This window comes from Pseudomonas sp. H26/SER47-MNA-CIBAN-0231 (assembly GCF_040310465.1).
GTDB lineage: Bacteria > Pseudomonadota > Gammaproteobacteria > Pseudomonadales > Pseudomonadaceae > Aquipseudomonas > Aquipseudomonas atacamensis.
The window spans coordinates 14,735-36,472 of the sequence record NZ_JBEOPW010000017.1; the positions used below are offsets into that span (position 1 = coordinate 14,735).

17 protein-coding genes are annotated in these 21,738 nt (G+C 61.5%); 5 read left to right on the forward strand and 12 right to left on the reverse strand.

Translation table 11 applies throughout. The annotated features are described in order from the left end of the window. The first annotated feature begins 65 nt into the window (after positions 1–65). The 3 genes from creB (at position 66) to creD (ending at position 3,664) form a co-directional block, all read left to right on the forward strand. Entirely contained in the window at positions 66–746 is a 681-nt protein-coding gene (gene creB, locus AAEZ10_RS21665) for a two-component system response regulator CreB (RefSeq protein ID WP_024014583.1), read from the forward strand. Beyond that, positions 746–2,164, forward strand: a complete 1,419-nt coding sequence (creC, locus tag AAEZ10_RS21670) for a two-component system sensor histidine kinase CreC (RefSeq protein WP_350570934.1) — start codon at positions 746–748, stop codon at positions 2,162–2,164. Before creB ends, creC begins: the two co-directional genes overlap by 1 nt. 132 nt (positions 2,165–2,296) lie before the next feature. Then, the gene (gene creD / locus AAEZ10_RS21675) at positions 2,297–3,664 is read left to right on the forward strand and encodes a cell envelope integrity protein CreD (RefSeq protein ID WP_350570936.1); all 1,368 of its coding nucleotides are present in this window, start codon (positions 2,297–2,299) and stop codon (positions 3,662–3,664) included. A 181-nt stretch (positions 3,665–3,845) separates the two neighbouring features. Here creD and AAEZ10_RS21680 read toward each other — a convergent pair whose 3' ends face one another. The 8 genes from AAEZ10_RS21680 to AAEZ10_RS21715 all read right to left on the reverse strand — a co-directional run bounded on the left by AAEZ10_RS21680 (position 3,846) and on the right by AAEZ10_RS21715 (position 13,137). Beyond that, entirely contained in the window at positions 3,846–4,475 is a 630-nt protein-coding gene (locus AAEZ10_RS21680) for a glutathione S-transferase (protein ID WP_350570938.1), read from the reverse strand. Positions 4,476–4,638: 163 nt separating this feature from the next. Further along, positions 4,639–4,818, reverse strand: coding sequence for a hypothetical protein (locus tag AAEZ10_RS21685; protein WP_110646298.1), 180 nt, complete (start codon positions 4,816–4,818; stop codon positions 4,639–4,641). Further along, complete coding sequence (locus tag AAEZ10_RS21690; protein WP_313870752.1) at positions 4,815–5,945, reverse strand: PepSY-associated TM helix domain-containing protein; 1,131 nt, start codon at positions 5,943–5,945, stop codon at positions 4,815–4,817. Before AAEZ10_RS21690 ends, AAEZ10_RS21685 begins: the two co-directional genes overlap by 4 nt. Before the next feature lie 74 nt (positions 5,946–6,019). Beyond that, the gene (locus AAEZ10_RS21695) at positions 6,020–8,446 is read right to left on the reverse strand and encodes a TonB-dependent siderophore receptor (RefSeq protein WP_350570941.1); all 2,427 of its coding nucleotides are present in this window, start codon (positions 8,444–8,446) and stop codon (positions 6,020–6,022) included. A gap of 258 nt (positions 8,447–8,704) precedes the next feature. Further along, positions 8,705–9,679 carry a FecR domain-containing protein gene (locus AAEZ10_RS21700; protein WP_350570943.1) on the reverse strand — a complete coding sequence of 325 codons (975 nt, stop codon included), beginning with the start codon at positions 9,677–9,679 and terminating at the stop codon, positions 8,705–8,707. Further along, positions 9,676–10,152 carry an RNA polymerase sigma factor gene (locus AAEZ10_RS21705; protein WP_241664653.1) on the reverse strand — a complete coding sequence of 159 codons (477 nt, stop codon included), beginning with the start codon at positions 10,150–10,152 and terminating at the stop codon, positions 9,676–9,678. Before AAEZ10_RS21705 ends, AAEZ10_RS21700 begins: the two co-directional genes overlap by 4 nt. 346 nt (positions 10,153–10,498) lie before the next feature. Next, complete coding sequence (locus tag AAEZ10_RS21710; RefSeq protein ID WP_350570944.1) at positions 10,499–11,206, reverse strand: 3'-5' exonuclease; 708 nt, start codon at positions 11,204–11,206, stop codon at positions 10,499–10,501. Then, positions 11,203–13,137, reverse strand: a complete 1,935-nt coding sequence (locus tag AAEZ10_RS21715; RefSeq protein ID WP_350570946.1) for a putative nucleotidyltransferase substrate binding domain-containing protein — start codon at positions 13,135–13,137, stop codon at positions 11,203–11,205. The genes AAEZ10_RS21710 and AAEZ10_RS21715 overlap by 4 nt, the downstream gene beginning before the upstream one ends. Positions 13,138–13,392: 255 nt before the next feature. Between AAEZ10_RS21715 and AAEZ10_RS21720 the strand changes: the two genes are divergently transcribed. Then, positions 13,393–13,839, forward strand: a complete 447-nt coding sequence (locus AAEZ10_RS21720) for a response regulator (protein ID WP_016772851.1) — start codon at positions 13,393–13,395, stop codon at positions 13,837–13,839. A 204-nt stretch (positions 13,840–14,043) separates the two neighbouring features. On the opposite strand, the gene AAEZ10_RS21725 is transcribed toward AAEZ10_RS21720, so the two are convergent. After that, positions 14,044–16,221 (reverse strand): malate synthase G, encoded by a 2,178-nt coding sequence (locus AAEZ10_RS21725; RefSeq protein ID WP_350570948.1) that lies wholly within the window; start codon positions 16,219–16,221, stop codon positions 14,044–14,046. Positions 16,222–16,844: 623 nt separating this feature from the next. Between AAEZ10_RS21725 and AAEZ10_RS21730 the strand changes: the two genes are divergently transcribed. Then, a complete protein-coding gene (locus AAEZ10_RS21730) occupies positions 16,845–17,363 on the forward strand; it encodes a glycine cleavage system transcriptional repressor (protein WP_016772854.1) in 519 nt (172 codons plus the stop codon). Positions 17,364–17,586: 223 nt separating this feature from the next. Here the strand turns inward: AAEZ10_RS21730 and rarD are convergent, their stop codons facing one another. The 3 genes from rarD to AAEZ10_RS21745 form a co-directional block, all read right to left on the reverse strand. Continuing rightward, the gene (rarD, locus tag AAEZ10_RS21735) at positions 17,587–18,474 is read right to left on the reverse strand and encodes an EamA family transporter RarD (RefSeq protein ID WP_122751572.1); all 888 of its coding nucleotides are present in this window, start codon (positions 18,472–18,474) and stop codon (positions 17,587–17,589) included. Positions 18,475–18,668: 194 nt separating this feature from the next. Continuing rightward, positions 18,669–19,643, reverse strand: a complete 975-nt coding sequence (locus AAEZ10_RS21740; RefSeq protein ID WP_073476508.1) for a serine/threonine protein kinase — start codon at positions 19,641–19,643, stop codon at positions 18,669–18,671. Between the two features lie 163 nt (positions 19,644–19,806). Further along, the gene (locus AAEZ10_RS21745; RefSeq protein WP_350570952.1) at positions 19,807–21,708 is read right to left on the reverse strand and encodes a PhoX family protein; all 1,902 of its coding nucleotides are present in this window, start codon (positions 21,706–21,708) and stop codon (positions 19,807–19,809) included. Between the last annotated feature and the right edge of the window lie 30 nt (positions 21,709–21,738).

Here is a 21,738-nt window from a genome sequence, read left to right on the forward strand (position 1 = left end):
TCTGATTGACGTAACCCCGGGCTTGGGGCACCGTTCGCGCACTAACTGCCACGGGCTCGGACGCCATGCCGCACATCCTGATTGTCGAAGACGAAGCGGCGATTGCCGACACACTGATTTTTGCCTTGCAGGGCGAGGGGTTCAGCACCACGTGGCTGAACCTCGGCGCGGCGGCGCTGGAGCATCAGCGGCAAACCCCGGCCGACCTGATCATTCTCGATATCGGTTTGCCGGACATCAGTGGCTTCGAAACCTGCAAGCAATTGCGGCGCTTCACGGAAGTGCCGGTGCTGTTTCTCAGCGCCCGCGACGCCGAGATCGACCGCGTGGTTGGCCTGGAGATCGGTGCCGACGATTACGTGGTCAAGCCGTTCAGCCCGCGTGAAGTGGCGGCGCGGGTCAAAGCCATCCTCAAGCGCATGGCGCCGCGCGCAACCCTGGAAGCAGGCTCAACGCTGTTTCGCATCGATGCCGAGCGCGTGCAGATCAGCTATCGCGGCCAGCCGCTGAGCCTGACCCGCCATGAATTCCGCTTGTTGCAATGCCTGCTCGAACAACCTGAGCGGGTGTTCAGCCGCGAGCAATTGCTCGATGCGCTGGGCGTTGCCGCTGATGCCGGTTACGAGCGCAGCATCGACAGTCACATCAAAAGCCTGCGCGCCAAGTTGCGCCTGGTGCGCGCCGAGGCCGAGCCGATCCAGACCCATCGCGGCCTCGGTTACAGCTACAGCCCGGGGCACAGCTGATGTCGTTGGGGCTGCGAATCTTTATGGTGTACGTGCTGTTTGTCGGCCTCACCGGTTATTTCGTCCTCAACACGGTGATGGAGGAAATCCGCCCCGGCGTGCGTCAGTCCACCGAAGAGACGCTGGTCGACACCGCCAACCTGATGGCTGAAATCCTGCGCGACGATTTCAAGGCCGGCACCCTCAGCGAGAACCGCTGGCCGCAATTGCTCCGCGCCTATGGCGAGCGGCAGCCGCAAGCGACCATCTGGGGCTTGCCGAAAAACCAGGTCAACCACCGCATCTACGTCACCGACGCCAAGGGCATCGTCGTGCTCGACTCCAGCGGCGTCGCAGTCGGCCAGGATTATTCGCGCTGGAACGACGTCTACCTGACCCTGCGCGGCGAGTACGGCGCGCGCTCCAGCCGCAGTGATCCTGACGATCCGAGCTCTTCAGTGATGCATGTCGGCGCGCCGATCCGCGACAACGGCAAGATCATCGGCGTGGTCACCGTGGCCAAGCCCAACAGTTCGCTGCAACCCTACGTTGATCGCACCGAGCGGCGCTTGCTGTTTTACGGCGCCGGACTGATCGGCCTCGGTCTGCTCTTCGGCGCCTTGCTCTCATGGTGGCTGAGCCGCGCGCTGCACCGTTTGACCGGTTATGCCCAGGCGGTCAGCGAAGGCCGGCGCGTGGAAGTGCCGCACTATCGCGGCGGCGAACTGGAGCAACTGGCCACAGCGGTCGAGCAGATGCGCACGCAGCTCGAAGGCAAGGCCTACGTCGAGCGCTACGTGCACACCCTGACCCATGAATTGAAAAGTCCGCTGGCGGCGATTCGGGGCGCGGCGGAGTTGCTGCAAAGCGAGATGCCGGCCGTCCAGCGTTTGCGCTTTGTCAGCAACATCGACAGCGAAAGCGCGCGGATGCAGCAGTTGATCGAGCGCCTGCTCAACCTAGCTCAGGTCGAGCAACGCCAAGGGCTGGAAGAACAGGTGGCAGTGCCGCTGGCGGCGTTGGTCGCAGAACTGCTCAAGGCGCAGGCCGCGCGGATCGAGGGCAAACAACTGCGCGTCGAGCAAGCAATCGGCGAGGATCTGCTGACGATTGGCGAGCCGTTTCTGCTGCGCCAGGCGTTGGGTAATCTGCTGGAAAACGCACTCGATTTCACCCCGACGTCGGGGCTGTTGCGCTTGAGCGCCGAGCGGGTTGGCGAGCAGATCGAGTTCCGCCTGTTCAACCAGACCACGCCGATTCCCGATTACGCCTTGCCGCGCCTGACCGAGCGCTTCTACTCGCTGCCGCGCCCGGACAGCGGACGCAAGAGCACCGGACTGGGGCTGAACTTCGTTGAAGAAGTGGTCAAGTTGCATGGCGGGGTGATGCGCATTGGCAATGTCGAGCGCGGGGTTGAAGTGGTATTGCGCTTGCCTTGAAACCCAGTCGCGGCCTTCGCGAGCAGGCTCGCTCCCACAGGGGAGTGCATTCTCCACACAATCTCCATATTCCCACCACACTGCCACCACACCGCATCAGCAGACTCCCCCCATCCAAACAGGGAGAGTCCCATGAACAAGAATCTGACCATCAAACTCGGCGCGATCGCCTTGCTGATCCTGCTGTTGCTGATCCCCTTGCTGATGATCGACGGCATCATCGATGAGCGTCAGCAACTGCGCGACGGTGTGCTCGAAGACATCGCGCGCAGCTCCAGTTACAGCCAGCAACTGACCGGGCCGGTGATGGTAGTGCCGTATCGCAAGGTGGTGCGCACCTGGAAAACCAACGAGAAAACCAACAAGCGCTACGAAGAAGTCAGCGAAGCGCGCGGGCGTCTGTACTTTCTGCCGGAGCGTTTCGAGCTCGACGGGCAAGTACAAACCGAACTGCGCAAACGCGGCATTTACGAGGCGCGACTGTTCCACGCCGACAACCGCATCGATGGGCATTTTTCCCTGCCGGCGCAGTTGGGCATCAAGGAGAATTTTGCCGATTACCAATTCGACGCGCCGTTCCTTGCCGTCGGTATCAGCGATATTCGCGGCATCGAAAACGCGCTGAAACTCGAGCTAGGCAACCAGCAACTGGACTTCGTGCCCGGCAGCGAAGTGGCCTGGATCGGCGAGGGCGTACACGTGACCCTGCCGGCGCTCGACGCCAGCAAAGCCACGCAATTGACCATCGGTTTCGACCTGCGCCTGCAAGGCACCGGCTCGCTGCGGGTGGTGCCGGTGGGCAAGACCAGCAGCGTCAACCTCGCCGCCAACTGGCCGCACCCCAGCTTCGTCGGCAACTTCCTGCCGGCCAAGCGCGAGATCAACGATCAGGGTTTCAGCGCCGACTGGCAAACCTCGTTTTTCTCCACCAACCTGCAAGAGGCGATGGAGCGCTGCGTCGCTGGCGACTGTGATGCACTCAACGGCCGCAGCTTCGGCGTCAGCTTCATCGACCCGGTGGATCAGTACCTGAAGAGCGACCGGGCGATCAAATACGCGCTGCTGTTCATCGTCCTCACCTTCGCCGGTTTCTTCCTCTTCGAAGTGCTCAAGAGCCTGGCGGTGCACCCGGTGCAATATGCCCTGGTCGGTGTTGCGCTGGCGTTCTTTTACCTGCTGCTGTTGTCGCTGTCGGAACACATCGGTTTTGCGCTGGCGTATCTGTTGTCGGCGAGTGGCTGCGTGTTGCTGATCGGCTTCTATGTCAGCCACGTCCTGCGCAGCGCGCGGCATGGCTTGAGTTTCTCGGCCGGGCTGGCGGCGCTGTATGGCCTGCTGTACGGCTTGCTCAGTGCCGAGGACTACGCGCTGCTGATGGGCTCGTTGATGCTGTTCGGTCTGCTCGGTGTGTTCATGGTGCTCACGCGCAAACTGGACTGGTACGGGATTGGTTTGAAGCCGGCCAGGCCGCTGGAGTTTGACGTGGAGGCGATGCAATGAGCGGGTGGCTTGGGTTACGCGAGGAACAGCGGGAAGCGGAGGTTTTGGTGACGCTGCTTATTGCGTCACTACCTCCGAAACCGAGTTGGTGCATTCGCGAGCAAGCTCGCTCCCACATTGGAATGTGGTCAACTGTGGGAGCGAGCCTGCTCGCGAAGAGGCCGGAACAGGCAGCCCAGATCTAAGGCTTGGGCATCGTCGCCACCATGGACGGTCGCTGACTCACCTCGAAATACCAGTTGGCCAGTTGCGGATTGGCTGCACGCCATTCCATGTCCGGGAAGCGCAGATCCAGATAGCCCAAAGCGCAGGCCACGCTGATCGCCGCGACGTCGAAATGGCTGGTCAGCTCGGCAATCGCTTCGTTTTCCAGTACAGCGAGGGCGCGGCGGATCTTGTCGCGCTGGGCATCGAGCCATTCGTCCCAGTGTTTTTCCACCGGGCGCAGCACAGTTTCATAACGCACCATCACCGAGGCATCCATGATCCCGTCAGCCATCGACGCCAGGGTCAGGCGTCGCCAGCGCGCCGCACCTTCACGGGGGATCAGCGGATTGCCGACGTGCTGCTGATCGAGGTATTCGAGGATGACGCGGCTGTCATGGATGACATTGCCATCGGCCAGGCGCAGGGCGGGGATCTTGCTCAACGGGTTGTCGGCGATCAGCGCCGGGTCCGGGCTGACCGGGCTGAGCACACAGTCCTGCAGCGCGACACGATCCTGCTGACCGGTTTCGTGCAGCAGCACCATGACCTTGCGGACGAAGGGCGACAGGGTGTTGTGGTACAGGGTCATGCTGGGGGCGGACATGGGCAAGGTCTCGATCAGGACAATGATCGGGCAGCATAGCCTGCTCGAGTCCGGCGCAGAACCCATGTGGGAGCGAGCCTGCTCGCGAAGGCGTCGTGACAGTCGACTTTGATGTTGAATGTCTGGGCGCTTTCGCGAGCAGGCTCGCTCCCACAAGGGATTCTCAGCTTCGCGGCAGAAAACCTCTCATCGCCAGAAATGCCGGCACGCCAAGCCCGACCCAGCTCAAGGCATCCCAGATTCCATCCCCCAGCAACGCCGCAAACAGCCCCGCCGCACTGAGCAGGGCGATCACGATCGGTGTGCTGAAGACCTTCCAGAAACTCGACTGACGCGGCTTCATGCCGAGGCCTCCGCCGGTTCCAGAACAGGCTTGGCCGCCTTGCGCCGCACTACCCAAAGATAAACGCCACTGGCCAACACAATGATTGTCAGCACATCCAGGGTTGCCCAGAGAATCTTCATCGGCATGCCGCCGTAGTCACCAAAGTGCAGCGGCTGCGACATGCCCATGGCGTCCATGTACCACGGCCGTTCCGCCACGGCGGTGACCTGCAAGGACGTGGCGTCGATCAGCACCGGCGTCAGCAGGTGCGAGGTCAGGTGCGTGCCGCCCTTCATGAACACCGCGTAATGGTGCTCGCTGGAAAAGCGTGTGCCGGGGAAGGCGATGAAATCCGGCTTCATCCCCGGTGCGACTTCTTCGGCGATGTCGAGCAACCGCGTAGCCGGCGCCAGTTGGGTCAGCGGCGGCGCATCGCGATACGGCGCGATCAGCGTGGTCAACGCGTCGTTGCGCCAGGCGGCGATGAGCAGGTCGGCGCAGGCGCTGATCACTCCGGTCACGCCCACCACCAGGCACCAGGTCAAAGTGACAACGCCGATCAAATTGTGCAGGTCGAGCCAGCGCAGTCTTGTCGATTTGTCCTGGCGCACGGTGCCGAATTTCAAGCGGCGCATGAACGGCAGGTACAGCACCGTGCCGGAGATGATCGCCACGACAAACAACAGACCCATGAACGCCAGCAGCAGCTTGCCCGGCAGCCCGGCGAACATGTCGACGTGCAGGCGCAGGATGAACAGCATCAAGCCACCGTTGGCCGAAGGGGTTTCCAGCGCTTCGCCAGTGCGCGCATCGAGCATGAAGGTGTGCGAAGAGTTCGGCTCGGTGTCGGCCGTCCTGGCCATGATCGCGAACGCCGCGTTCGGCTCTTCGTCGTCATAACCGAAGTACTGCATGACTTCGCCCGGGCGATGTTTCTGCGCGGCATCGACCAGTTGCTGCAGGTCAAGTTGCGGCGTGTCGGCCGGCATCTCGCGCAGTTCCGGGGCGTTGCCCAGCGCGTGATCAATCTCGTGGCTGAAAATCAGCGGCAGACCGGTCAGCGCCAGCATCAGCAGAAACACCGTGCAGATCAGGCTGGTCCAGGTGTGGATGAACGACCAGCGGCGGATGGTTTTACTTTTCATTGCATGACCTTCAAAAACACCAAAGCCGTCCGGTACGGACGGCCTGGGAACAGGGCCTGTTTCAGCTCACTGGCTTACCACTTGTAAGTGGCGCTGGCGACGACACTGCGCTGGTCGCCGTAGTAGCAGTAGAAGCTGTCGCAGGTGGAAATGTAGTCCTTGTCGAACAGGTTGGTCGCGTTCACCGCAAGCGATGCACCTTTGAGGCTGTTGTCCAGACGGCCGAGATCATAATGCACGCTGGCGTCGAACACGGTATAGGCATCGGCCTTGCCCAGCCAGGTGTTGGCCTTGTCGCCGTAGGTGTTGCCGGTGTAGCGCACGCCGGCACCGATACCGAAACCGTCGAGCACGCCGGCGTGCCAGGTGTAGTCGGTCCACAGCGAGGCTTGTTGGTTGGGCATCAGTTGCAGGCGGTTGCCCTTGTCGACGCCTTTCTGCACTTCGGACTTGGCCAGGGTGTAGGCGGCGATGACTTTGAGGTTGTCGGTCACATCCGACACCGCTTCGAGCTCCAGGCCTTTGACCTTCACTTCGCCAGTCTGGCTGGTCACCGAGACGTTGTTGACGAAGGTGTTCACCGCGACGTTCTTCTGGGTCAGGTCATACACGGCGGCGGTCAGCAGGGTCTTGCTGCCCGGAGGCTGGTATTTGATGCCCAGTTCCCACTGCTTGCCTTCGGTTGGCTTGAGCGAGCCGGTCGAGGTGGCATCGGCGCCGGTGGTCGGCTGGAAGGATTCGGCGTAGGACAGGTACGGCACGAAGCCGTTATCGAAGACGTAGCTGAGCGCCGCGTTGCCGCTGAATTTCTTGTCACGCTGGGTGTTGGTCGCATCGCCCTTGTTGAAGAATTCAGTGCTGGTGTGCACCCAGTCTTCACGGCCGCCGAAGGTCAGGCGCCACTGGTCGAGAGCCATTTGGTCCTGCACGTAGAGGCCGGTCTGGTAGGTCTTCTGGTTGTAGTCGTAAAACGCCGTGGAGCGCGCTGGACGTACGATCGGCTGGCCGTAGATCGGGTTGATGACGTTGGTTTGCAGACCATCGCCAAAGATCGAGGTGTAGTTGGTGTTGCTGCGCTGGTGATCCAGACCCAGCAGCAAGGTGTGGCGAACCTCACCCGTGGCGAAGTCGGCCTGGAAGTTGTTGTCCACGGCAAACTGGCTGATGTCTTCGTCGACGCTGGTGCTGGTGCGGCCGACGTTGCCCTCTGCATCCACGGTGGTGAACGGGTAGGAACCGGGTGTCAGCGACTGGAAAGACAGGTCCGACTTGGTGTAGCGCAAGTTCTGTTTGAACTGCCAGACATCGTTCAATCGATGTTCGAAGGCATAACCCAGCGCGTAGTAGGTGCGGTCGTAGTATTCCCAATCCGGATCGCCGAGATTCTTGTGATGGGAAATATCACCGAGCGGCGATTTGATTTTGGTGCCCTGAATGGGCAGAAACTGGCTGGTGATGCCGGTGTCGTCGCGGGTGAACTGGCTCAGCAGAGTGAGTTTGGTGTCGTCATCGATGTTCCAGGTCAGGCTCGGTGCGATGTTGTAGCGCTTGTTGTCGACGTGGTCGACCTGCGTGCCGCTGTCGCGCACCACGCCGCTGAGGCCATAGAGAAACTGCCCGGCGTCATCGATCTTGCCGGTGCTGGCGAAGTTGATCTGGCGGTGGTTATCGCTGCCGTATTGCAGCTGGATTTCACTGCTGGCTTCAGCGCTCGGGCGGCGGCTGACCATGTCGAGCAAACCACCCGGCGGGGTCTGGCCGTACACCGACGAGGCCGGGCCACGCAGCAGGGCGAGGCGGTCGAGGTTCCAGGTTTCCTGTTTCGGGTTGGCGTACACGCCTTTGGGCAGCGGCAGGCCATCGAGGAACTGGGTCGGCTCGAAACCGCGTACGCGCAGCCAGTCGGCACGGGTGTCGCTGCCGTAGCTGCTGGCGGTGATGCCCGGCATGTAGCGCACGGCGTCATCGAGGCTGTGCACGCTGCGGTCGTCCATTTGCTGGCGGGTCGCCACCGAAATCGAACGCGGTGCTTCGACCAGGGCGGTGTCGGTCTTGGTACCGGCGGCGGTGCGAGTCGCGGTGTAGCCTTCGACCGGGCCCCAGGCGCTTTCGAAGGTTTCCACACCGATGACCGAAGTTTCCGGCAGGGCCAGCGTGCCTTCCGGCACGGCCACCAGGGTGTAAGTGCCGGCGCTGCTCTGTTCCAATTGCAGACCGGTGCCGCGCAAAGCCGCGCGCAGGGCACCGGCGGCGTCGTACTGGCCGTTGACCGGGGCCGAGGTTTTGCCGGCGGCCAGCGCAGGATTGAGCGACAGGGCGAGGCCGCCCTGGCTGGCGATCTGGTTCAGGGTGGTCGACAGCGGCGCCGCCGGCAGGTTGTAGGCGCGCACGCTGGACGCTTGCTCAGCGGCTAGCAACGGGCTGCTGATCAGCGGCGTGCCGAAAGCGATGGCAAAAGCCAGCAGACTGGGGCGCAACAAGGTGTCTGGCGAACGGGACATACGGCGGCTCCTGAATGGAAATATTTCTCAATTGCCTGTGTGCCGGACGAGATTGGAAAAGTGATAGGGCTGGGTGGAAATTCTTTTTTGCAGGAAATGGTTGTGCGGCTGATGGCGCCTTCGCGAGCAGGCTCGCTCCCACATTGATCGTTCCCACGCTCCGCGTGGGAATGCCTCAATGGACGCTCTGCGTCCGCTTCGGCAGGGACGCAGAGCGTCCCGGGCTGCATTCCCACGCAGAGCGTGGGAACGATCATGTCAAGGGGCGGAGGGCTCCGCCTTCGCCACGGTGACCCAATACGGCGTATGCCGCTCGATCTGCACTGGCAGAGTCGGCAGCAATGCACTCAGTGCCTTGTCGGTGTCATGCAACGGAAAGCTGCCGGTAATGCGCAGATCGGCCACTTCCGGCGCCACGCCCAGATGCCCGCGACGATAGCGCCCCAACTCGTGCACCAGATCGCCCAGCCGGGCGTTGTCCACCACCAGCATGCCGCGCGTCCAGGCATCGGCGCCGGGGGCGAGGGCGGCAATCGAGCCCAGCCCGTCACTGCGCAGCAACACCTGCTGGCCTTCGCGCAGAATCTGTTCTTGCGGGTTGGCCTGGGCACGTGCCGCCACCGCTGACTGCAACACGCTCAGCCGTGTGCCATCGTTCTCGCGCTTGACCAGAAACCGCGTGCCCAGCGCACGCATGCTGCCCTCGCGGGTTTCGACGATAAACGGCCGCGCGTCGCCATGCCCGGTCTCGACGAGAACTTCGCCTTCCTGCAACACGATCAAGCGGCGTTCGTCATCGAAGCGTACGTCGACCGCGCTGTGGGTATTGAGGTTGAGCAGAGTGCCGTCGGACAGGCGCACGGTGCGCTGTTCACCGGTGGCGGTGCGCTGATCGGCGAGCCAGTAATCCAGCGGCAGGTAGCGCTCACTGACAAACAGCCCGAGCCCGAGGATCACCACGACACTGGCCAGCCCACTGCCGAGTTTGCGCATGCGACGACGGATGCCTTCGCGCGATTGCAGCAACGCACTTCGGGCCGGGCCCTTGGCGACGCTGAAGCGCTGATCGAGCATGCCCAACTGGCGCCAGGCGCGGGCATGTTCTTCATGTGCCGCGTGCCACTTGGCGAATTCCTCGCGCTCCAGTGCGGTGCTCGAATCGAGGGTCAATTGCCAGGCAATCGCCGCGTCCAGCACATGCGCCGGCACGGGCCGCGAACTGGCCGCGGTCATGTCGGCTCACCGTAAAGGGCGATGTAACACTGGCGCAGGCCTTGGGCCAGATACTGCCGCACGCGCGGCACCGAGACGCCGAGTCTGGCGGCGATTTCGCCGTGGCTGAGGCCGTCGAGGCGGTTATACAGGAAGGCCGCACGAGCCTTGGTCGACAGCTTGCCGAGCAGACGGTCGATGGCCTTTAGGTCGTCGAGGATCATTTGCTGTTCTTCCACCGACGGCTGTTCGTTTTCGGGCATCAGCATCAGTTCGGTGAGGTAGGCCTGTTCCAGCGCGGCGCGGCGGAAGTAGTCGAACAACAGGCCTTTGGCGATCGCCACCAGAAACGCCCGAGGTTCGCGCGGCGTCAGCAGTTCGTCGCGGTTGAGCAGGCGCACGAACGTGTCCTGGCTCAGGTCTTCGGCACGCTGCGGACACGCCACATTGCGCCGCAACCACGCCAGCAGCCAACCGCGATGGTCGCGATACATCGCACCGACGAGCTCACTGTGGGGGTTGGGCACTGACGACACCGGACATCACCGATTGGGAAATGTTAACTAACGAGAATAGTTCGCGATTCTGGCAGAGGTGGGAATGGTTAGCAATTGGCCACTGGTCAGGTGATGAATCAAGGGCAGCCCCTCACCCTAGCCCTCTCCCGGAGGGAGAGGGGACTGATCGGGGGATATTCTGGAGGTACACCGACCTGAACGATTTTCAGCGATTCCTCAATCGACTCGGTCTTTCAGGTCGATATAAGGCTTCAGACACCACGATCGGCTCCCTCTCCCTCCGGGAGAGGGCTGGGGTGAGGGGCTTTTGATCTGAATGATTCTAAAAGGACGGCGCCTGCTGCCTGCGCTTCCACTGGCTCAACCGCTGCTGCAACTGCAACGGACTGTAAATCTGCTGCGCCCGCGCCCGGCTGAACAGAATCAATGCCAACTCCGCCGTGGCCAGCGCATCGGCACTCGCGTTATGCCGCTCGAACACTTCAAGCCGGAACCATTCGATCCACTCATCCAGCCCGGCCTCGCGAATCTGCGCCTGCGGACATAACAGCGGCGCGATGTCCGCCACATCCAGAAACACATGCTGCAGCTTATGCCCCAAGTGCTCCTTCACTGCGCGCCCGAGCATGTGCTGATCGAACGGCGCATGAAACGCCAGCACCGGGCTGTCGCCGATGAACTCCAGCAACTCCAGCAACGCTTCCGCCGGGTCGCTGCCTGCGGCAATCGCATTCGGCCCCAAGCCATGAATCAGTACGCTGGGGCTGAGCTTCAGTTCGCGACATTGCAGTGTGCGCTCGAACTGTTGGCTGAAATCGATCGCGCCGTCCTCGATCACCACCGCGCCGATCGACAGGACCCGATCCTTGCTCATATTCAGGCCGGTGGTTTCCAGGTCCAGCACCACCCAGCGCTGCTCGCGCAGGCTGCATTCGCTCAGCTCGGCAAGCGCCGGCAGCTTTGCCAGCCGCTGCTGCAAGTCCGCCGACACCACGGGGCTGGCCGGGCGTAGCCAGGAGAACAGGCTCATAGCTGATACCGCAAGGTCAGGCTGCTTTGCAGGCGCTGCGCCTGGCGCAGGGATTCGCGCAGGATGCGCCGGTCGAGATGATTGAGGCTGTCGGGATCCACGCGGTTGGAGTACGGCTGATTTTCCCGGGTTTGCAACTGATGCTGCTGCATCCGCGTTTGTTGAATGAAGTGATAGGCCTCTTCATACGCCGCGCCGTCGAGCGGCTCGATGACCTCTTTATCGACCAGTTGGCGAAAGCGTTCGAGGGTGTTGTTGGCGTCAATGCCATTGGCCAGCGCCAGCAGACGGGCGCCGTCCACGAACGGCGTCAGGCCCTGGATCTTCAGATCCAGCGTGGCTTTCTCGCCGTTCTTGCGGGCCAGCACGAATTCACGGAAGCGCCCAACGGGAGGGCGATTGCGCAGCGCGTTCTCGGCCAGCATGCGCTGGAACAAACGGTTGTCGGCGACCTGATCGAGGATGCCCCGGCGCAATTGCTCGCAGCCTTGCTCATCGCCCCAGACCACGCGCAGGTCGAAATAAATGCTCGAGCCCAGCAGGTTCTCCGGCGTGGCTTCGCGGATGAACGCCGCGAAGCGTCGTGCCCATTCGGCCCGCGACAGACACAGCTCGGGATTGCCGGCCATGATGTTGCCCTTGCACAGAGTGAAACCGCACTGCGCCAGGCTCTGGTTGATCTGCTGGGCAATCGGCAGCAGCTTGCCGCGTATTTCTGCTGCGTGCGCCGCATCGCGAGCATCGAACAGGATGCCGTTGTCTTGGTCGGTGTGCAGCGTCTGCTCGCGTCGACCCTCGCTGCCGAAACACAGCCAACTGAACGGCACACCCGGGTCGCCCTTTTCGGCGAGGGTCAGTTCAATGACCCGACACACCGTATGATCGTTGAGCAGGGTGATGATGTGAGTGATCTGCGTCGACGACGCGCCGTGGGCGAGCATGCGCTCGACCAGTTGGCCGATCTCACCGCGCAAGGTCACCAGTTGTTCGACCCGTTGCGCGCTGCGGATGGTTCGGGCCAGGTGCACCAGATCGACCCGTTGCAGGGAGAACAGGTCACGCTCGGACACCACGCCACACAAGCGTTGATCCTTGACCAGGCAGACGTGAGCAATGTGCCGCTCGGTCATGGCGATCGCCGCATCGAAGGCACTGTGATCCGGCGACAGATAAAACGGTGATCGAGTCATGTGCTGTTCGATGGCGTCGCTGAAATCACCGACACCTTCGGCGACCACATGGCGCAAATCGCGCAGGGTGAAAATCCCCAGCGGCGTCTTGTGCTCATCCACCGCGACGATGCTGCCGACCTGTTGCTCGTGCATCAGCTTCACCGCTTCACGCAGTGGCGTATCGGCGCTGCAAGTCACCGGATGGCGCATCGCAAGTTCACCGAGACGAGTGTTCAGCGAGTATTGGGTGCCGAGGGTCTCCACGGCTTTTTGCTGGACTTGCTGGTTGACCTGATCGAGCAGGCTGCTCACCCCACGCAAGGCGAAATCGCGGAAGGCGCTGGAGAGGGCGAACAGTTTGATGAACGCCAGTTTGTTCAGTTGCAGGCAGAAGGTGTCTTCGCCCGCCAGGTGCTCGGTGCGTGTGGCGCGTTCACCGAGCAGCGCCGCCAGCGGAAAGCATTCGCCGGTGGTGATTTCGAACGTGGTCTCTGTGCCGGGCTTGGTGATGTGCTGGCGTTCGCCGACTACCCGACCCTGTTTGACGATATGAAAGTGTTCCACCGGGCCGTCGGCCGGTTTGATGATGCTCTCGCCCTGGGCGAAAAAACGCAGCTGACATTGCTCCACCAGATAGGCGAGGTGGGCGTGTTCCATCTGATTGAAGGGCGGGAAGCGCTGGAGGAATTGCAGGGTGCCCTGAATGTTCTGCAACACCGCGGTTTTCCCTGCCTGGGTGAAGGCGTCCGCTTTGCTCATAACCATTACCGCAGTCTTTTTCGAATTGTTGTTGTCGGATCGTTGCGACCATGGTCGACCCCGGCGGGCAGGGTGCCCATTGGACGTAAGTCTAGGTTTTGCCACCATTGGCCGATTTTCGGAAATAACCTACGCAAAAGCTCGGAAAAGCTTGCCTTGGGCACTTGGAAAAAATTCCGACGAAGTGCACATTGAAGCGCTGTCCGGTGATGTCTGACGACTTGCCAGGGATTGTTTGAACATTTAGAGAGCGCCATGTCCGACCACGATATTTTGAGCGACGCCGAGCGGGAAGCGCTCAGCGCAGTGATGCTCGAACCTGATCTGCCGCCGCAGCGTGTCCTGATCGTCGACGACGACAAGGACGCCCGCGAGCTGTTGTCGGAGATTCTCGCGCTGGACGGCATTCGCTGCATGACCGCAGCCAGCGGTGAAACCGCGCTGAAAATGCTCGATGAAAAGCCTTCGATCGGCCTGGTGATTACCGACCTGCGCATGGGCAATGTCGATGGCCTCGAGCTGATTCGCCAGGTGCGTGAATCGGTACGGGCAGCGATGCCGATCATCATCGTCTCCGGCGATGCCGATGTGAAAGATGCGATCGAAGCGATGCACTTGAGCGTGGTGGATTTTCTGCTCAAGCCGATTGATACGGGGAAGTTGCTTGAGTTGGTGAAACACGAATTGGGCATAGAACCTTAAGACATATTTCGCCGCCCAGCAGATGATCGTTCCCACGCTCTGCGTGGGAATGCATCAATGGACGCTCCGCGTCCGCAGTTGTGGGACGCGGAGCGTCCCGGGCTGCATTCCCACGCAGAGCGTGGGAACGATCAATCCACCTCAAAAACAAAAAGGCCCTGATCTCTCGATCAGGGCCTTTTTCATTCCAACCATCAACTCAAGTCACAGACCATTCTTGGCCTTGAACTCGCGACGACGACGGTGCAGCACCGGCTCGGTGTAGCCATTCGGCTGCTTGGTGCCTTCGATCACCAGTTCGACCGCCGCCTGGAAGGCGATGTTGCTGTCGAAGTTCGGTGCCAGCGGGCGATACAGCGGGTCGTTGGCGTTCTGGCGGTCAACCACTGGCGCCATGCGCTTGAGGCTTTCCATCACTTGCTCTTGGCTGACGATACCGTGGCGCAGCCAGTTGGCGATGTGCTGGCTGGAGATACGCAGCGTCGCACGGTCTTCCATCAGGCCGACGTCGTTGATGTCCGGCACTTTCGAGCAACCGACACCCTGGTCGATCCAGCGCACCACGTAACCGAGAATGCCCTGGGCATTGTTGTCCAGTTCGTTCTTGATCTGCTCTGGTGTCCAGTTCGGGTTGACCGCCAGCGGGATGGTCAGGATGTCATCCACCGAGGCACGGGCACGTTTGGCCAGTTCGGCCTGACGCGCAAACACGTCAACCTTGTGGTAGTGCAGCGCGTGCAGCGCAGCGGCGGTCGGCGATGGCACCCAGGCAGTGTTGGCGCCGGCGAGGGGGTGAGCGATTTTCTGCTCGAGCATCGCTGCCATCAGATCCGGCATGGCCCACATGCCTTTACCGATTTGCGCACGACCTTGCAGGCCAGTGCTCAGACCGATATCGACGTTCCAGTTCTCGTAGGCGCCGATCCACTTCTCGGCCTTCATGTCAGCCTTGCGTACGACAGGGCCGGCCTCCATGGAGGTGTGGATTTCGTCGCCGGTACGGTCGAGGAAACCGGTGTTGATGAACACCACGCGCTCGCTGGCCGCCTTGATGCAAGCCTTGAGGTTGACCGTGGTGCGGCGCTCCTCGTCCATGATCCCGACTTTCAGGGTGTTACGCGGCAAGCGCAGAACATCTTCGATGCGCCCGAACAGCTCGTTGGTGAACGCCGCTTCTTCCGGGCCGTGCATTTTCGGTTTGACGATGTACACCGAACCGGTGCGGGTATTGCGCCGCGAGGTGTTGCCGTTGAGGTTGTGCATTGCTGCCAGGCAAGTCACCAGACCATCGAGGATGCCTTCCGGTACTTCGTTGCCTTGACTGTCGAGGATCGCATCGATGGTCATCAGATGGCCGACGTTGCGCACGAACAACAGCGAACGACCGTGCAGGGTCACTTCTCCGCCATTGGGCGCGGTGTAGGTGCGATCCGGGTTCATGGTGCGGGTGAAGGTCTGGCCGCCCTTGGACACGGATTCCGCGAGGTCGCCCTTCATCAGGCCGAGCCAGTTGCGGTAGATCACCACTTTGTCGTCGGCATCAACTGCGGCCACGGAGTCTTCGCAGTCCATGATCGTGGTCAGCGCCGCTTCCATGAGGATGTCTTTGACGCCGGCGGCGTCGGTCTGGCCGACAGGGGTGCTGGCGTCGATCTGGATTTCGAAGTGCAGGCCGTTGTGCTTGAGCAGCACCGCGATCGGCGCGTTGGCGTCGCCCTGGAAACCGATCAACTGAGCGTCATCGCGCAGGCCGCTGTTGCTGCCGCCCTTCAGAGTGACGACCAGTTTGCCGTCAGCGATTTTGTAGCCGGTCGAATCGACGTGGGAGCCGGCGGCCAGTGGTGCGGCTTCGTCGAGGAAAGCACGGGCGAAAGCGATGACTTTGTCGCCACGCACCTTGTTGTAGCCTTTGCCTTTTTCCGCGCCGCCGTCTTCGCTGATCGCGTCGGTGCCGTAGAGGGCGTCGTACAGCGAACCCCAGCGGGCGTTCGAAGCATTGAGCGCGAAGCGCGCATTCATCACCGGCACGACCAGTTGCGGGCCGGCGGTGCGGGCGATTTCATCGTCGACGTTTTGCGTCGTCGCCTGGAAATCAGCCGCTTCTGGCAGTAGATAACCGATCTCTTGCAGGAAAGCTTTGTAGGCCACGGCATCGTGCGCCTGGCCGGCATGCTGCTGATGCCAGGCATCGATGCGCGCCTGGAAATCATCGCGTTTGGCGAGTAGGGCTTTGTTCTTCGGCGCCAGGTCGTGAATGACCTTGTCGGCACCTTCCCAGAATTGTTCGGCGGTGAGGCCGGTACCGGGAATGGCTTCGTTGTTCACGAAGTCGAACAGGACTTTGGCGACCTGCAGGCCACCGACTTGAACGTGTTCAGTCATTGCTTGCCTCACTCTGCTCAGCTATTTCGCTTTTCAGCTCGTCAATTTAACAATGAAGCTTCCGGCCATTTAAACCACAAACCTGCGGACCAGTACATGCCATTACTGGCGGCTGGGCTAGGACCAATCAACGGCTTGGAGGCCTTGCTGACGGGGCTTTCAGGGTTGCGAAGGGCCTTGGGCAGACATCGATCCAGCGTTATGTAGTGCGCGCTGCGGCATACTACATGATGAGTTGCGCTTGTGAAAATCAGACTAATTACGTCGTTCTGCGACCTCATGACGCATTGCGGTCACGTCGCGGAACCGGATGTTCTCAAAAAAGCATTGGATTGTTCCAGCTAAATATCAAAAGTTGTACACATAATTACTGTGGGCCTGCTAAGGAGCAATTTGGGTGTAACGATTTGTGGCGAGGGGATTTATCCCCGTTGGGTGGCGAAGCCGCCCCCTGCGGTCCGGCTGGCAGACCCAATTGGCAGGACTCACGACTGCTGCGCAGCCGGACGGGGATAAATCCCCTCGCCACAGGTCATCATCTGCCAACACTGGGTCAGGCTGAATCAATCCGCTTGCCTATACTTGCCCTTCGATAACAAAAGTCATGACAAGAGGGCTGCGCCATGGACCATCTCGTACTCACCGTTTTCGCCCCGGACAAGCCCGGGCAGGTCGAGCGCATCGCCCAATGCATTGCCGAGCACGGCGGCAACTGGCTGGAAAGCCGCATGTCACGCATGGCCGGGCAGTTCGCCGGAATTCTGCGCGTGGGCGTGCCGGCGGAGGCTTACGACGAACTGGTCGATGCCCTGCAAGCGCTGTCGGCCCATGGCATTCGGGTATTGATTGCCGAAAGCGGAGTGGAGCAGTCCTGCACGTGGAAACCGATCGCCATGGAACTGGTCGGCAATGACCGGCCGGGTATCGTCCGCGATATCACTCGGCTCTTGAGCGAGCAGGGCGTAAACCTGGAGCGACTGGTAACTGAGGTGCGCCCGGCGCCGATGAGCAGCGAGCCGCTGTTTCACGCTGAGGCGATTCTGGCGGTACCACTCACCTTGTCGCTCGACGTTTTGCAGGCGCGCCTGGAAACCCTGGCCGATGATCTGATGGTCGAATTGGTGTTACGCACAGAGGTTTAAGCGCAGACAGGGTTATTCAGGTTTAACGTGCACCTGCCTGTGGATAACCTGTAGAGACAGACCGCCACGCCACGCCGGCCGTGGCTTTGCGCAGGTTGATCAAAAAACCGCCAATATTCAGCGACTTGCGCACAAACGGCGGGGATCAGGCTGTGGATAAGCTTGGGAAGGAACGATGCAGGCCACGAGAACCGTGGCCTGTAGAGGTTTGTGCGTTTTTTGATCAGGCGCGCCGGCGCAAACTTATCCACGCATCAATGCTATAGACCGCCAGACCGGCCCAGATAAACATGAACGCGACCAGCGTGCTGGACGACAAATGCTCGCCAAACAGCAGCACGGCTTGCAGCAACACCAGCGTCGGCGCGATGTATTGCAGGAAGCCGATGGTGGTGTAGGGCAAGTGGCGGGTGGCGGCGTTGAAACACACCAGCGGCACCAGCGTCACCGGACCGGCAGCCACCAGCCACCAGGCTTCGGAGGTGGTCCAGAAAGCCGGCTGCACACTCGTCGCAGTCTGATTGAACAGCAACCACGCAATTGCGATCGGCACCAGCATCCAGGTTTCCACTACCAGCCCCGGCAGCGCCTTGACCGGCGCCTGCTTGCGGATCAGGCCATAGAAACCGAAGGTCAGCGCCAGCGCCAGCGACACCCACGGCAAGCTGCCGACCTGCCACACCTGCTGCGCTACGCCGATGGCCGCGAGACCGACCGCGACCCACTGCATGCGCCGCAGCCGTTCGCCAAGGATCACCATGCCCAACAGCACGTTGACCAGCGGATTGATGTAGTAACCCAGACTCGCCTCGAGCATGCGGCCGTTGTTCACCGACCACACGTAGGTCAGCCAGTTGGCCGCGATCAGCGTGCCGCTCAGAGCCAGAATCGCCAGGCGCTTGGGATTGTCGAGCAGCTCGCGCAGCCAGCCCGGGTGTTTCCACACCATCAGCAGCAACGCACCGAACAGCGCCGACCACAGCACCCGGTGGATGATGATCTCGACGGCCGGGACTTCGGCAATGGCTTTGAAATAGATCGGGAACAGGCCCCAGATGATGTAGGCGCTCAGGCCCAGAATGTACCCGCGACGCGGGTTGGCGGCTTGCATGCAGAATCCTTGCTCAGGCAGCTGACAAAGGAGGGATTGTAAGGAGATTTGTCTGCAAGTGAGTTGTGAATTTGTGAACACCGGACAAATGTAGGAGTGAGCCTGCTCGCGATAGCGTCGGGTCAGCCAACATCAAAGTTGAATGTCCGTCCGCTATCGCGAGCAGGCTCGCTCCCACAGGTTTCAGGTTTGAATCAGAAGAGTTTCAGCGGTTCTTCATTCAGTGCCGCCAACTGTTCACGCAACGCCAGCACCTGGTCGCCCCAATACCGCTCCGTGCCGAACCACGGAAAACTGTGCGGGAACGCCGGGTCGTCCCAGCGCCGCGCCAGCCAGGCGCTGTAGTGCATCAGGCGCAAGGCGCGCAACGGTTCGATCAGCGCCAGCTCGCGCGGGTCGAAATCATGGAATTCGTTGTAGCCGTCCATCAATTCCGACAACTGCCCGAGACATTCCTGGCGATCGCCGGCGAGCATCATCCAGATATCCTGCACCGCCGGGCCCATGCGGCAGTCGTCGAGGTCGACGATGTGGAACATCTCGTCGCGGCACATCATGTTGCCGGGGTGGCAGTCGCCGTGCATGCGGATGTTCTGGTGCGGCGTGGCAGCGTAGACGTCTTCGACGCGTTTGAGCAGGTCGCGGGCAACCGACTCGTAAGCCGGCAGCAGGCTCTTGGGAATGAAATTGCCTTCGAGCAAAGTGTTCAGCGAGGCATGGCCGAAGTTCTGCACGGCGAGGGCTTCGCGGTGCTCGAACGGCTTGGTGCCGCCCACCGCATGCATGCGCCCGAGCAACTGGCCGAGGCGATACAGTTGATCAAGATTGCCCGGCTCCGGCGCCCGGCCACCACGACGCGGGAACAGGGTGAAGCGGAAGCCGGCGTGCTCATGCAGGGTTTCGCCGTTGTGGATCAGTGGCGCTACCACCGGGATGTCGATGTCGGCCAGTTCGAAAGTGAACTGGTGCTCTTCGATTATGGCCTCGTTGGTCCAGCGCTGCGGACGATAGAACTTGGCAATCAGCGGCTCGGAGTCTTCGATACCGACCTGATACACACGGTTTTCGTAGCTGTTGAGCGCCAGAATGCGCGCGTCGCTGAGGAAACCGATGCTTTCAACGGCATCCAGGACGAGATCGGGGGTGAGGGTTTCAAACGGGTGGGCCATGCTGACTCCTGCGCGCAGCAGGCTGCTGCGTCCGGCTCGGCATGGTAGCGCAGATGGCGGCGCGAAGGGTGTTGGTGTCTGCCCGGGCCTCTTCGCGAGCAGGCTCGCCCCACCTTGGAATGCGATTCCCTGTGGGAGCGAGCCTGCTCGCGAGAGCGGTTTATCAGGCGCCGACAATCCCGCCGTCTTCGCGAGTAATCGCCATCACCGAAGACCTTGGCTTGCCATTGGGCAGATGCTCGGGGAAGGTCGAACCGCCGTTCTCGCCGGGATGCTGAATCCCGACAAACAGGGTTTTCTGATCCGGCGAGAAGCTGATCCCGGTCACTTCGCAACCCACCGGCCCGACCATGAAACGGCGAATCTCACCGGTCGCAGGATCGGCGCAGAGCATCTGGTTGTTGCCCATCCCGGCGAAGTCGCCAGCGTTGCTCGAGTCGCCGTCGGTGAGAATCCACAGGCGTCCGGCCTTGTCGAAACCCAGACCGTCGGGGCTGTTGAACATGTTCTGCGGGGTGATGTTGGATGAGCCACCCTTCGGCGTCCCGGCATGCACGCCCGGGTTGCCGGCGACCACAAACAGATCCCAGGCAAACGTCTTCGAGGCGTGATCGTTGCGGTCGGTACGCCAGCGCAGAATCTGCCCGTAAACGTTCTTCTCGCGCGGGTTTGGCCCGCCCACCGGTTGCCCGTCTTCACCGCGCTTGGCGTTGTTGGTCAGGGTGCAATAAACCTGGCCGTCCTTGGGACTGACGACGATCCACTCCGGGCGGTCCATGCGCGTTGCGCCAACCACGCTGGCGGCAAGGCGCGCGTGGATCAGCACTTCGGCCTGATCGGCAAATCCGCTGCTGGCGTCGATGCCGTTCTTGCCGTGGGTCAGTTCGATCCACTGGCCCTGGCCTTTCGGGTGATCAGGGTTGCCGTCGCCGGCATCGAATTTGGCCACATACAACGTGCCGTGATCGAGGATGTCGCGGTTGGCTTTCTGATTGCGATGGTTGATGCGATCACGGCTGACGAATTTGTAAATGAACTCGCCACGCTCGTCGTCGCCCATGTACACCACCGCGCGACCATCGTCGGTCTCGGCCAGTGCGGCGTTTTCATGCTTGAAGCGGCCCAGCGCGGTGCGTTTGACCGGAGTCGATTGCGGATCGAATGGGTCGATCTCGACCACCCAGCCGTGGCGGTTGAGCTCGTTGGGGTTCTTGGCCATGTCGAAGCGCGGGTCGTGCGGGTGCCAGTTGATGTCTTTGCTGCTGGCGACAACGCCGTAGCGCTTTTGCGCGGCATCGAACTGCTGCTGGGCGTTGCTGCTGCCGAAGCAGTCGGTGAAGTTTTCTTCGCAGGTCAGGTAGGTACCCCACGGTGTCTTGCCGTTGGCGCAGTTCTGGAAGGTGCCGAGGACTTTCTTACCGTGCTTGTCGGCAGCGGTTTTCATCAAGTCGTGGCCGCGGGCCGGACCGCTGATGCGCAGCGGCGAGTTACCGTGGATGCGGCGGTTGTAGCGCGAGCCCTGGACGAATTGCCACTGGCCGTTCTTGCGCTGCACTTCGATCACCGACACGCCTTCGCAGGCCAATGCCTTGCGCACGTCTTCAGCCGACTGCGGCATGCCGCCATGCGGATACAGGTAGCGATAGTTGGTGTATTCGTTGTTGATCGCCATCAGCGCGCGGTTCTTGTCGTCCGGGAAGGCGAACAGGCTCATGCCGTCATTGTTGTCGCCGAACTGCACTTCCTGTGCGGCAGCGGTGCCGTTACCGCTCGGATCGAAGGCCGGGCCGTTCTTGTGCAACGGCTTGCCCCAACTGATCAGCACCGAAGACTTGTAGCCCTTGGGCAGGCTGATGGCGTCGGTGGTCGCCGCAGGAATGCTCTCGAAACCGAGCAGGCGGCTGTTGCCGGCGCTGACGCTGGCGGCCATGACGCTGCGGCTCAGCAGGTTGCCGCCGAGGAACATCGCCGCGCCGCACAAGGCACCGGCGCTGATGAAACCGCGACGGCTGAGGCCGACCATTTTTTCCAGATCAGTGGATTGGTTTTCTTCTAATAGGCTCACATCAGGCTCCCTGCTTGGTTATGGGCAACA